General features: G+C 68.7%; 9 protein-coding genes and 1 pseudogene. 4 read left to right on the forward strand and 6 right to left on the reverse strand.

Annotation, left to right across the window (positions count from 1 at the left end; all coding sequences use genetic code 11):
* Nucleotides 1–320 (forward strand): annotated as a pseudogene (locus VF697_RS14825) (hypothetical protein); the annotation flags it as partial.
* Here VF697_RS14825 and hemH read toward each other — a convergent pair.
* The 6 genes from hemH to VF697_RS14855 form a co-directional block, all read right to left on the reverse strand.
* Nucleotides 265–1,353, reverse strand: a complete 1,089-nt coding sequence (gene hemH / locus VF697_RS14830) for a ferrochelatase (RefSeq protein ID WP_331095447.1) — start codon at nt 1,351–1,353, stop codon at nt 265–267. The pseudogene VF697_RS14825 and the gene hemH sit on opposite strands and share 56 nt — an antisense overlap.
* Before the next feature lie 6 nt (nt 1,354–1,359).
* Nucleotides 1,360–1,743 carry a Co2+/Mg2+ efflux protein ApaG gene (gene apaG, locus VF697_RS14835; RefSeq protein WP_331095449.1) on the reverse strand — a complete coding sequence of 128 codons (384 nt, stop codon included), beginning with the start codon at nt 1,741–1,743 and terminating at the stop codon, nt 1,360–1,362.
* Nucleotides 1,744–1,804: 61 nt separating this feature from the next.
* Nucleotides 1,805–2,788, reverse strand: a complete 984-nt coding sequence (locus tag VF697_RS14840; RefSeq protein WP_331095451.1) for a TerC family protein — start codon at nt 2,786–2,788, stop codon at nt 1,805–1,807.
* 102 nt (nt 2,789–2,890) lie between these two features.
* Nucleotides 2,891–5,038: a glycogen debranching protein GlgX gene (glgX, locus tag VF697_RS14845; protein ID WP_331095453.1), complete on the reverse strand. Its 2,148-nt coding sequence runs from the start codon at nt 5,036–5,038 to the stop codon at nt 2,891–2,893.
* Nucleotides 5,035–8,115 carry a malto-oligosyltrehalose synthase gene (gene treY / locus VF697_RS14850; protein ID WP_331095455.1) on the reverse strand — a complete coding sequence of 1,027 codons (3,081 nt, stop codon included), beginning with the start codon at nt 8,113–8,115 and terminating at the stop codon, nt 5,035–5,037. Before treY ends, glgX begins: the two co-directional genes overlap by 4 nt.
* Nucleotides 8,116–8,279: 164 nt before the next feature.
* On the reverse strand, nt 8,280–8,612 hold the full coding sequence (locus tag VF697_RS14855) for an SWIB/MDM2 domain-containing protein (RefSeq protein WP_331095457.1): 333 nt from the start codon (nt 8,610–8,612) through the stop codon (nt 8,280–8,282).
* A gap of 198 nt (nt 8,613–8,810) precedes the next feature.
* On the opposite strand from VF697_RS14855, the gene VF697_RS14860 reads away from it, so the two are divergent.
* The 3 genes from VF697_RS14860 to VF697_RS14870 all read left to right on the forward strand — a co-directional run bounded on the left by VF697_RS14860 (nt 8,811) and on the right by VF697_RS14870 (nt 12,355).
* Nucleotides 8,811–9,794 carry an NAD-dependent epimerase/dehydratase family protein gene (locus VF697_RS14860; protein WP_331095495.1) on the forward strand — a complete coding sequence of 328 codons (984 nt, stop codon included), beginning with the start codon at nt 8,811–8,813 and terminating at the stop codon, nt 9,792–9,794.
* A 264-nt stretch (nt 9,795–10,058) separates the two neighbouring features.
* Nucleotides 10,059–10,724 (forward strand): HAD family phosphatase, encoded by a 666-nt coding sequence (locus VF697_RS14865; RefSeq protein WP_331095462.1) that lies wholly within the window; start codon nt 10,059–10,061, stop codon nt 10,722–10,724.
* A gap of 17 nt (nt 10,725–10,741) precedes the next feature.
* The gene (locus VF697_RS14870; RefSeq protein ID WP_331095464.1) at nt 10,742–12,355 is read left to right on the forward strand and encodes a lactate racemase domain-containing protein; all 1,614 of its coding nucleotides are present in this window, start codon (nt 10,742–10,744) and stop codon (nt 12,353–12,355) included.
* Nucleotides 12,356–12,368: the final 13 nt, after the last annotated feature.

A 12,368-nucleotide genomic window follows, 5' to 3' on the forward strand; every position in this document is an offset into this window, starting at 1 on the left:
GCAACCTCCGGGCCTTCAAGTCGTCGGCCCCCGCCCCGAAGCCGGAGAAGAAGGACGCGGGCGGGAAGAAGGGCGCTCACGCGGAGGCCGAGGACAAGGCCCCGAAGAGCTCGCCCGTGCAGGCCGTCTCCGCCGAGGTGCGGGTGAAGGGCCGGGGCGAGTTCCTCGTGAAGGCGGGCCGCTGGCGCTCCTGGGAGGGCACCGTGACCACGAGCACCGAGGGTGCCCTGCCCGGCCTGAGTGGAGGCGAGCTGAAGCTGCGCCTCACCCCGCTCGAGTCGGTACCGCCGGAGCTGCTGCCGCAACAGGCGAAGAAGTAGCGGCCGCCGCCGACTCCCGCACGAGTCGGACCACGGCCTCCACCCAGGCGGGGTGCGAGTTGAGCGAGGGGACGAGGGTGAGGGACTCGCCCCCGCTCGCGAGGAACTGCTCGCGCCCGCGGATGGCCACCTCCTCCACCGTCTCCAGGCAGTCGGCGACGAAGGCCGGACACATCACCGCCAGCCGCTTCACCCCGCGCGCCGCCAGCTCTGGCAGCACCACGTCCGTGTACGGCTGGACCCACGGGGTGCGCCCCAGGCGGGACTGGAAGGAGGTGCTCCACCCCTCGGGCCCGAGCCCCAGCCGCCGGGCCAGCGCCCGCGCCGTGGCGAAGCACTGGGCCCGGTAGCAGTGGCGATTCTCGTCCGTGAGGACGTCGCAGCACCCGCCCGAGGCCAGGCAGTAGCGCCCCGAGGGGTCGCTCTTGCGGATGTGGCGCTCGGGCACACCGTGGAAGCTGAAGAGGACATGGTCCGCCCGCGCCTCGGTGATGACGGGGCGAGCCACCTCCGCGAAGGCGTCCAGGAAGGCCGGGTGGTCATGGAACGCCGGCACCGCCCGCACGTTGGGCACGTCCCAGGGCGCGGACAGCACCTCGTAGGTGCGCGCCAGGGAGGAGCCCGAGGAGGACGGCGCCTCCTGCGGGTAGAGGGGCATCACCGTGAAGTCCGTCACCCCGCGCTTGCGCAGCCGCGCCACCGCGTCCGGCAGGGACGGGTTGCCATAGCGCATGGCGAGCTCCACCTCGTACTCGCCGGCCAGCCGCTGGGCCACGGCGGCCTCCAGGGCGCGCGAGTGCACCATGAGGGGCGAGCCCTCCTTCGTCCAGATGGTGCGGTAGGCGTGCGCGCTCTTGGGCGAGCGGAAGGGAAGGATGATGCAGTTGAGCAGGAACCAGCGGCCCACCGGGTGGATGTCCAGCACGCGCGCGTCACTGAGGAACTCGCGCAGGTAGCGCCGCACGGCGCCAGTCTCGGGGGCATCCGGCGTGCCCAGGTTCACCAGGAGCAGGCCCTTGCGATTGGGAGTCATGTCCTGTCAGTGCAGCGAATGCGGTTGTGTGAGGGCGAACTCGCCAATCTGAGCCTCGAACTGGCGACCATCCGGGCGCTCCAGGGTGTAGGAGCCCCGCATGGAGCCGAACGGCGTGCGGAGCTGGGCCCAGCTCGTGTACTCGAAGCGCTCGCCTGGCCCCAGGCTGGGCTGCTTGCCCACCACGCCCTCGCCCTTCACCTCCTCCACCTTCCCGGTGGCGTCGGTGATGATCCAATGGCGGCTGCGCAGCTGCGCCGGCTCTCCACCGACGTTGAGGATCTCCACCGTGTACATGAAGGCGTACTGGTGGGACTCGGGGGTGCTCCGCTCCGGCCAGTAAGCGGGCTTCACGGTGATGCGGATGCCTTCGGTGATGACGGAGGACATGGCACACAATTGGCCGGCTCACCGCCCGGACGCAAGCCCCACGCGCCCGCCAGCCGAGCGCTCAGGGTTTGGCGCCTTCTTCCCGGTCCCGCTGCCGCTGCGCCAGCTCCTCGGGCAGCTCCCGCTTGGGCCAGATGAGCGAGGCCACGATGGAGCCCACCAGCACCCCGCCGATGATGCCCAGCGACAGCCCGATGGGCACGTGGATGCCGAGCGCGAGGGGCAGCAACATCTTCGTGCCCACGAAGCCGAGGATGAGGGCCAGGCCCACCTTGAGGAGGTGGAACTTGTCCATCAGGCTCGACACCACGAAGAAGAGCGAGCGCAGGCCGAGGATGGCGCACACGTTGGACGTGTAGACGATGAAGGCGTCCTGGCTGATGCCCAGCACGGCGGGGATGGAGTCCAGGGCGAAGAGCAGGTCCGTGGCCTCCACCACCAGGAGCACCAGGAAGAGGGGCGTCACCTTGCGCCGGCCGTCCTCGAGGGTGAAGAAGTTGTTGCCCTCGCCCTGGCGGGCCACCGGGAGCATGCGCCGGGCCACCCGCACCACCAGCGTCTGCTCGGGGTCGGCGGACTCATCGTCCTTGGAGAAGCCCATCTTCACCGCGGTGAAGATGAGGAAGCCGCCGAAGATGTAGAGCAGCCAGTTGAAGCGGTGGACGAGCGCGGTGCCGGCCAGGATGAGGACGGCGCGCATGATGAAGGCGCCGATGATGCCCCAGAAGAGCACCCGGTGCTGCACCTCCGGGGCCACCCGGAAGTAGGCGAACACCATGAGGAAGACGAAGAGGTTGTCGACCGAGAGCGCGTACTCGACGACGTAGGCCGTCACCCACTGGAGGGCCTCGGCCCTGTCCCAGTAGCCGAAGTACCAGAGGCCGCCGCAGAAGAGCAGGCTGAGGACGATCCACACCACCGTCCACCCGCCGGCCTCCTTGGGCGTGACCGCGTGCTCCTTGCGGTGGAAGAGGCCCAGGTCCAGGGCGAGCATCGCCACGACGAAGAGGTTGAAGCCCAACCAGAGCGCGGATTGTGTGTTCACGAGCGTGTTTCCCTGAGCCGACTGCGGACGGCGGACTCCCCCCTATAACGGGCAGGAGACCCGCCGTCGACAACCTTGCGTGCTCAACTATCGCCGGAGGGCCTATTCCAGGCCCGGGCGGGCCGGACGGCGCAGGACCACGAGGGCCCGGCCGGCCACCACCACGATGCCTCCGGCGGGGGTGTGGGTGTGCAGGGACACCCGGGACTGCCCGGTGTCCACCACCTCCTCCCAGTCCGCGCCCCACTCAATGGCCGGGAGCTGGAAGGTGATGGGCTCGTGGTCCACGTTCATCAGCACCAGGAGTGTGTCCCCGACGATGCGGTTGCCCTCGTCGTCCGGGGTGGCGATGGCGTCGCCGCCCAGCAGAAAGCCGATGGACGGCACGAAGGGCTTCTCCCAGTCCTCCTTCTTCATCTCCTGCCCGTCCGGGCGGAACCAGGCCAGGTCCTTGAGCTTGCTGTCCCAGATGTGGGAGCCGCGGAAGAACTTGCGCTTGGTGAGCACCGGCTGCTCCCGGCGCAGCCGGCTCAGGAGGATGGTGAAGTCCAGCAGCTTGCGCTGGGAGTCGGTGAGGTTCCAGTCCACCCAGGACAGCGCGTTGTCCTGACAGTAGGCGTTGTTGTTGCCGCGCTGGGTGCGGCCCATCTCGTCGCCGGCCAGCAGCATGGGGACGCCCTGGGACAGGAAGAGCGTGGCGAGGAGGTTGCGCTTCTGCTGCTCGCGCAGGGCGTTGACCACCGGGTCGGTCGTCTCGCCCTCCACGCCACAGTTCCACGCGTGGTTGTCGTTGGCGCCGTCGCGGTTCTCCTCCAGGTTCGCCTCGTTGTGCTTCTGGCTGTAGGTGACGAGGTCGTGCAGGGTGAAGCCGTCGTGGGCGGTGATGAAGTTGACGCTCGCGGTGGGCTTGCGGCCGCTCAGCGCGTACAGGTCCGAGGAGCCGGTGATGCGGTAGCCGATCTCCGCCGCCTGCCGCTCATCGCCCTTCCAGTAGCGGCGGATGGTGTCGCGGTACTTGCCGTTCCACTCGCTCCACAGGACGGGGAAGTTGCCCACCTGGTAGCCGAAGTCACCCACGTCCCAGGGCTCGGCGATGAGCTTCACCCGGCTGAGCACCGGGTCCTGGTGCACCATCTGGAAGAAGGCGGCGCGGGTGTCATAGCCGTGCCGGTCCCTGCCCAGGGTGGTGGCCAGGTCGAAGCGGAAGCCGTCCACGTGCATCACCTGCACCCAGTAGCGCAGGGAGTCCATGACGAGCTTGAGGGCGTACGGGTGGGTGGCGTTCCACGAGTTCCCGGTGCCGGTGAAGTCCTGGTAGTAGCGCGGATCCTTCTCCGTGAGCCGGTAGTAGGCGGCGTTGTCCAGGCCCTTGAAGGACAGGGTGGGCCCGCGGTGGTTGCCCTCGCAGGTGTGGTTGTAGACGACGTCGAGGATGACCTCGATGCCGGCGCGGTGGAGGGCCTTCACCATGGCCTTGAACTCGACGACCTGACCGCCGAGCGAGCCAGAGCCGCTGAAGCGCGCGTCCGGGGCGAAGTAGCCGAGGGTGCTGTAGCCCCAGTAGTTGGTGAGGCCCTTGTTGACGAGGAAGGGCTCGTCCACGTGGGCATGGATGGGGAGCAGCTCCACCGCGGAGACGCCCAGCTTCTTGAGGTGCTCGAGGATGGCCGGGTGGGCCATGCCGGCGTAGGTGCCGCGCTGGTGCTCGGGCACGGCGGGGTGCAGCTGGGTGAGGCCCTTCACGTGGGCCTCGTAGAGGAGCGTCCGGTTCCAGGGCACGGAGGGGGCGCTGTCGCCCTCCCAGTCGAAGTCGTCGGTGAGCACCACCGCCTTGGGCACGCCGGGGGCGCTGTCCCGGGTGTCGAAGCCGAGGTCCTCCTCCTCCTCACCCACCACATAGGCGTAGACGGGGGCGGAGAAGTCCACCTGCCCGTGGAGGGCGCGGGCGTACGGGTCCACCAGCAGCTTGTGCGGGTTGAAGCGCAGGCCGCGCCGGGGCTCATAGACGCCGTGGGCGCGAAAGCCGTAGAGGGTGCCCGTCTGCAGCCCCGGGACGAAGCCGTGCCACACGTGCTGCGTCTGCTCCGGCAGCACGTAGCGGCTCAGCTCGCGCGAGGGCTCCTTCGGGTCGAAGAGGCACACCTCCATCTTCCGCGCGTGCTCGCTGAAGACGGCGAAGTTGACCCCGTTACCCTGGTACGTGGCGCCGAGGGGATACGGCTTGCCCGGCAGCACCTCCGCCCGCTTCATCCATCGCTCCTCTCCAACAGCACCACCGGGAAGCCGGCCAGCAGCGGTGCCAGGGGCAACACCACGCTCCCCCCCTGACGCCCCGGCCGGACCTCTCGTCCGGTGAACACCTCCCGGAACGTCATGCTCGCATAGGACTCGGGTAGATCCAGGGAGGTTTCTTCATAGGCCCCCGCGAGTCCACCTGGGGACTCCAGGGCCGGGAGGGTGTAGCGCGGTGCGGCGGCGATGACGACGGCCCGCTCGTGCTCGCGGGCGAGCGCCACCACCGCGTCCGCGCGAGGCCCCAGCGCGTCGAGCGCCCGGTACCCGCCGTGGCGGAAGACGGCCGCCTGACGCCGACGCAGGCGCAGGGCCTCGGTCAGCACGAAGAGCTTGATGCGCCCATCGTCCATGTTCGCGACGAGCCGGGAGCACAGCCCGAGCCGATCCGCCTCCGCCTCGCGGTCCAGCGCCTCCAGCATCCGGGCCCGGAGGCCGTAGTCCACCGGCCGGCGGTTGTCGGGGTCCACCAGGGACAGGTCCCACAGCTCGCAGCCCTGGTAGGTGTCCACCACCCCGGGCGAGCCGAGCTTCATCAGCAGCTGCCCCAGGGCGTTGTGCTGCCCGGGCCGCTCGATGCGGCGCTTGAAGGCACGCAGGTCCTCCAGGAAGGCGCGGCTGATGTTCGCGTCCAGGCAGGCGTCCACGAAGCGCGACATGCCCTCCTCGTAGGCCGGATCCGGGTTGGTCCACGAGGTGCGGACCTTGGCCTCCTTGATGGCCTTGAGCATGTAGTCGCGCACGCGCTGGCGGAGCTCCGCCAGGACCTCCTCGGAGAGGGACTCGCCCATGGGCCAGACGCCCACCACCGTCTGGTAGAAGAGGTACTCGTCGTTGCGGCTGGGGGCGCCGCCCCCGGGGAGCCGCGTGCGGTGCGGCGCCGTGAGCTGCGACCAGCGCTCCACCCGCTGGCGCCACTCGTCGGGCACCTCGGAGAGGACGTTGATGCGCGCCCGCACGTCCTCGCTGCGCTTGGTGTCGTGCGTGCTGGTGGTGAGCAGGCTCGCCGGCCAGTGCTCCGCGCGCTCCTGGTTGCGCGAGTGGAAGACGTCGGCGGTGGTGCCGAAGTGCTCCGGCTCTCCTCCCACCTCGTTGAGGGAGACGAAGCGGTTGTAGACGTAGAAGACGGTGTCCTCGAGCCCCTTGGCCATGACGGGGCCCGTCAGCTGCTGCACCTTCATGGCGAAGTGCAGCATCTCCGCCCGCTCGTGCGGCCCCAGGTGCTCCGGGTAGCGCCGCAGCAGCACGTCCCCCAGGAAGTCGAAGATGGAGGCGTTGAGGGTGGCGTTGCGCTCCTTGGCCAGCTGGAGCGTCTCCTGGATGTAGCGCACGTCGCGCTCGTCCAGCTCCGGCCGCCAGTCGTCCACGTAGGTGCGGTAGACGGGGAAGAGCGCGATGAACTCGGCCAGCGCCCGCCGCAGGCTGTTGAGGGTGAAGTCCCGCGAGCGCCGGTTGATCTCCGAGACGCGGTTGAGCCGGTGGGCGAGCATGTTCAGCTCGCTCGACATGAAGTCGCGCAGGATGAGGCGCTTCTTCTCGTAGACGAGTTCCTCGAAGTCCGGCGACTGGCCGATGAAGCGGTGGTACGTCTCCGTGAGCGGCTCCCGCGCGTCCGGCCGGACGAAGATGCCGCCCACCGCGTTGGCGAAGCGGTAGCCGGTGGTGCCATGGACCGCCCACCCCTCGGGGATGCGCTCGCGGCCGCCTTGAATCTTCTCCACCACCACGTAGAGGGCCTTGCGCAGCGGCGAGTCCAGGCGCGCCCCCGCCTCCCCCTGCCAGCGCTCGCGCAAGCGCCGCTCCACCTCCGGCCAGAGCGCGGCCTGCGCCCCGTGCTCGGCCTCGAAGACGGCCCGCGCCCGCTCCACGAAGTACTGCTCCTGCAGGTTGAGGAAGTAGGCCGTCGGGTCGAAGAGCCCGTCCGGGTGGTCGATGCGCAACCCGGTGACGCAGCCCTGACGCAGCCAGTCGAAGATGCGCTGGTGCGCCTCGGCGAACACGTCCGGGTCCTCCACCCGGATGGCGGCCAGCCCGTTGATGTCGAAGAAGCGACGGTAGTTGATCTCCTCGCCCGCCACGCGCCAGTGGGCCAGCCGGTAGCTGCACCCCTCCAGCAGCGCGTCCAGCTCGTCGAAGGAGCGCGGGTTGCCCGGGCTCCCGTTGAGGGCCTCCACGTTGGCGGCGATGTGGGCCGCCACCGCGGGGCTGGCCTGGACGAGGGCCGCCAGCCGGCGCTTGATGACCTCCTTCTCGCGGTTGCGCTCGATGACCTTGGCGCGCTCCGTCTCCGTGCGCGCGGGCAGGTGGTGGATGGCGGTGAGGATGGAGTGCAGCTCGATGAGGTGCGGATCCTCCGCGGCCAGCCGGCCCTCCAGCCCCTCCAGGTCGCGCCGCAGCACCCGCTCATACTGCCGGGGAGCCACCGGGAGCGTCCGGTCGTAGTAGTGGATGAAGAAGGCCCCCTCCCGGAAGCCCAGCTTGAGCTCTCCCCGCTCGAGCACCACCCCGTACTGGTCCCCGAGCACGGGCAGCAGCACCTTGTCCTGCAATTCGTCCTTCACCGGACGCCAGTCGATGTCGAAGAAGCGTGCGTAGAGGGACGAGGGGCCGTTCTCCAGTACGTCGAACCACAGCGGGTTGAAGGACTCGATGCCCATGTGGTTGGGCACCACGTCCAGTACCTGACCCAGGCCGTGCTCGCGCACCGTGGAGCAGAAGGCCGCGTGCTCCTCGGCCGAGCCCACCTCGGGGTTGAGCTGCTTGTGGTCCACGCAGTCGTAGCCGTGCGTGCTGCCCGGGGTCGCCTTGAGGTAGGGCGAGCAGTACACGTCCGTCATCCCCAGCCGCGCCAGGTAGGGCACCACCTCCCGCGCCGCGGAGAAGGGGAAGCCCTTGTGCAGTTGCAGGCGGTAGGTGGACAGGGGCGTGGCGCGCCCCAGCAGCTCCTCCCGCACGCGCGAGTACAGCGTTCCAGCCAGGGCCTCCGCGCCCTTCCCCCTCACCTCAACCACTCCGTCCGTCCCTTCGAGTCGCATATGGCTCAGTCGTAGGGTCGCCACGCCCTTCTGACCACCACGGCGACGCCGTTCCGCCCGCTATCCAACGCTCCCGGGGCTTTGGAGCCCCGCAAGTGCAGAGGGCCCGCCACTCTCGTGACGAGCCCTCCGAGGACAGCAACCGGTCATCCCGGCGGTGCGGCTCAGGTCAGCTGCTTGTTCACCAGCGCCGTCATCTCGAACATGGTGACGGACTTCTTCCCACCGAAGATGGGCTTGAGCTTGTCGTCGGCGTTGATCTGCCGCTTGTTCTTGGCGTCCTGGAGGTTGTTCTTCTTGATGTAGTCCCAGATCTTGCTGACGACCTGGGTGCGCGGCAGGGGCTTGTTGCCGACGATCTCCGCCAGGGCGGCGGACGGCGTCATCTCCTTCATGAACGCGGCGTTCGGCTTCTTGGCACCCGCGGCCTTCTTGGCAGGAGCCTTCTTGGCGGCAGCAGGGGCCTTCTTCGCGGCGGTGGTCTTCTTGGCGGCCATTCGGTTCGGATCTCCTCCCCCCTATCGGTGTCCGGGGGTGTTGCACGGCTTGTTCACAGCCAGAGCCGTCGGGCGCCTCCTAGCACGCCCGAGGCCGAAAATCAGCCCTCCGCTGCATTTTTCCCTCTGAGGGCCGAGGGGAAAATAGTGGTTCTCCCTCGGAAGGGAAGAGTGTTTTCTCTGAAGAAGCACACCATGGTGAACACACTCGTCACTGGCGCGAACGGTTTTCTCGGCTCCTGGCTCGTGCGCGCGCTCACCGCGCGAGGCCAGGAAGTGGCCTGTCTGCTGCGCCCCGGCAGCGACGTCTCGAGTCTGAGCGGGCAGCGCTACGAACCTGTAGCAGGGGACGTGACGGACGCGTCCAGCCTGGCGCGAGCGGTGGAGGGCCGAGACGTGGTCTTCCACCTGGCGGGCCTGCGCCGCGCCGCCAACCGCGAGGACTTCTTCCAGGTGAATGCCGAGGGGACGCGGCTGCTGTGCGAGGCCCTGGTGACGGCTCCCGGCTCTCGCAAGCCCCGACTGGTGCTGGCCAGCTCGCTCGGTGCCTCGGGCCCCTCCACCCTCGAGCGGCCCCGCGTGGAGGAGGATCCACTCCAACCCGCGGAGTGGTACGGCGAGAGCAAGGCCGAGGCCGAGCGCATCGCCTTCTCGTACGCGGATCGGCTGCCGGTGACGGTGGTGCGCCCGCCCCGCATCGTGGGGCCGGGGGATCGCGAGAACCTCCTCATCTTCAAGCTGGTGGCGCGGGGCCTGCGGCTGGAGCTGGGCGGAGGCCCTCGGCCGTTGACGCTGGTGGACGTGGAGGACGTGGTGGATCTGCTCCTGCTGCTGGCGGAGCGGGACGAGGCGCTGGGCCAGACCTTCTTCGTGGGCCACCCCCAGCCACTCACCCTGGAGGACTTGCAGGCTCTCGCGGCCGAGGCGCTGGGGGTGAAGCCGCGCACGGTCCATCTGCCCCCCGCCGTGCTGACGGCACTGGCGACGGTGGCGGACGGGGTGACGCGGGTGACGGGCCAACGCCTGCCCCTCAACCGCAAGTTCGCGCGGCAGCTCCTGGTGCCGGCTTGGACGTGCTCAAGCGCGAAGGCCGAGCGACTGCTGGGCTTCCGCGCCACGAGGAACCCGGCCGACTCCATCCGCCGCAGCGCCCACTGGTACCGGGAGCAGGGATGGCTATGAGGGTCCGGGCGAAGGGCCCGCCATATGTAGGATAAAGCCGGTTTCGCGCCCCACCTGCCGCGCTGCGCATGGCTCGCTCGCCCCCGCACCGGATGCGCGTGCGCGGACTCGTTGGCTCCGTCGCCGCATCGCGTCCAGGCACCGCGCCTGCTCGACTGCCCCACTCAACGATCGCAGCGTCTTCTCTCTCCCATTCGCCGAATTCCAGGCCGTTTAGCGCGGTTGACACACGCCGGACTCCAGTGTCAGGAAGCCCGCCAGCCCATGCCCGAGAAAGCCGCCTTCTACGATGTCGACGGGACGTTGATCAAAACCAACGTCGTCCACGTCTACGCCTACTACGCCATGAATCGGGGCTCACTCCTGGGCATCGCCGGGAGGACCCTCGCCACCGCGGCCAGCGTGCCCCTCTTCGCCGCCATGGACGCGTTGGACCGGAAGACCTTCAACGAGTTCTTCTACCGCTACTACGCCGGCCTCTCCGAGGATCGCCTCGTCTCCATCGCCGAGGACATGTTCGAGGACGTGCTCAAGCCCGCCATCTACGAGCAGACGCGCGACCTCATCGACCAGGCGCGCCGGGTGGGCTGCCGCATCGTGCTCGTCACCGGAGCGCTGGACTTCAGCATGCGCCCGCTGGCCCGCTACCTGGGCGCGGACGACATGATCGCCAACAAGATGCAGTTCGTCGGCGGCAAGGCCACGGGCAAGGTCATCCCCCCCATCATCGAGGGAGCGAACAAGGCCAACGCCATCCGCTCCTACTGCGTGCGCGAAGGGCTGGCGCTCGATCAGTGCCACGGCTACTCCGACAGTTCTTCTGACTACGCCATGTTGTCCGTGGTCGGGCGGCCCACCGCCGTCAACCCGGACATGCGGCTGCGTTCCATCGCCCGGGCCTACAACTGGCCCATCCTCGACCTCAAGTAACGAAAGCCTCCGCTACCATGCGCCCGCTCAAGACGCTGAAGAAGCTCTACGACGAGGAAAGCCAGGTCGTCATCACCGAGAAGGGCAGCCCCCCGCGGGCGCTCTTCTACGGGGAGAATTTCCTCCTCGAGGACCTGCCCGTGGGCACCCGGGTCATCTTCCCCCGGCCGCCCCTGGCGGGCGTGCCCAACGTGAAGGCCGCCATCCGCTGGGCCATCAACCACCCCGAGGGCATGGAGCCGCTGCACGCCCTGCTGCGCCCCGGGATGAAGCTCACCTGCGTCATCGACGACATCTCCGTCCCGCTGCCGCCCATGGCCACGCCGGACGTGCGCCAGTCCATCCTCGAGATCGTGCTGGAGCTGTGCGCCGACTCGGGCGTGGACGACGTCCACCTCGTCATCGCCAACGCCCTGCACCGCCGCATGACCGAGGGCGAGATGCGGCGCATGGTGGGCCAGAAGATCTACGACGCCTACTACCCGGACCGGTACTACAACCATGACGCCGAGGACCCCGACGGCATGGTGGAGCTGGAGCGTACGCCCTGCGGCACGCACGTGGTGGCCGTCAACCGCCGCGTCGCCGAGAGCGACCTCATCGTCTACGTGAACGTGAACTTCGTGCCCATGAATGGCGGGCACAAGTCCATGGGCACCGGCGTCACCAACTACGCCGGCCTCCGGGCGCACCACAACCCGAAGACGATCCGCGACTCGGACAGCTACATGGAGCCGAGCCGCAGCGAGTTGTACCGGCGCAACGAGCGCATCGGCAAGGCGATCGACAAGCACCTCAAGGTGTTCCACATCGAGACGTCGCTGAACAACCGCATGTTCGGCCCGGGCGTGGACTTCCTCCACAAGAAGGAGGAGGACTACTCCGAGGGCGATCGGCTCAAGCTGCACGCCATGCGCTACGCGCTCTCGAAGATGCCGCGGGCGGCGGCGCGCAAGGTGCTCAACTCCATCCCCGCGCCCTACGACGTGACGGGCGTGTTCGCCGGCGCCACCGAGCCCACCCACGCCAAGACGCTGGAGAAGAGCTGGCAGCAGTACGTGGTGCCGGTGCAGGGGCAGAGCGACATCGTCATCTTCCCCATCCCCTTCATCTCGCCCTACAGCGTCAACTCCATCCTCAACCCGCTGCTGGTGCAGGTGATGGGGCTCGGCTACTTCTTCAACCTCAACCGCGGCGTGCCGCTGGTGAAGAAGGGCGGCGTCATCATCCTCACCCACCCGGCCTTCGACGAGTTCGATCCCGTCCAGCACCCCAGCTACATCGAGTTCTTCAACCGGGTGCTGCCCGAGACGCGCGACGCGGTGCAGATCGAGCAGAAGTACGAGCGCGAGTTCGCGGAGAACCCCAGCTACGTGCACCTGTACCGCAAGGGCAATGCCTACCACGGCGTGCACCCGCTCTACATGTGGTACTGGGGCGAGAACGGTCGCCAGCACGTGGGCAAGGTCATCCTCGCCGGCGGCGAGAACAACCACGTCCCGGCCCTGCTCGGCTGGGACCGCACCGACACCCTCACCGAGGCCATCGAGGAGGCGCGCGGCTTCATGGGCCGCTCGGCCAGCATCAGCCTGCTGCGCATCGCCCCCACCGTCATGGTCGACGTGAAGTAAGTCCCCTGAAAGC

The sequence above is a fragment of the Archangium sp. genome (assembly GCF_036388035.1).
Classification (GTDB): Bacteria; Myxococcota; Myxococcia; order Myxococcales; family Myxococcaceae; genus Archangium.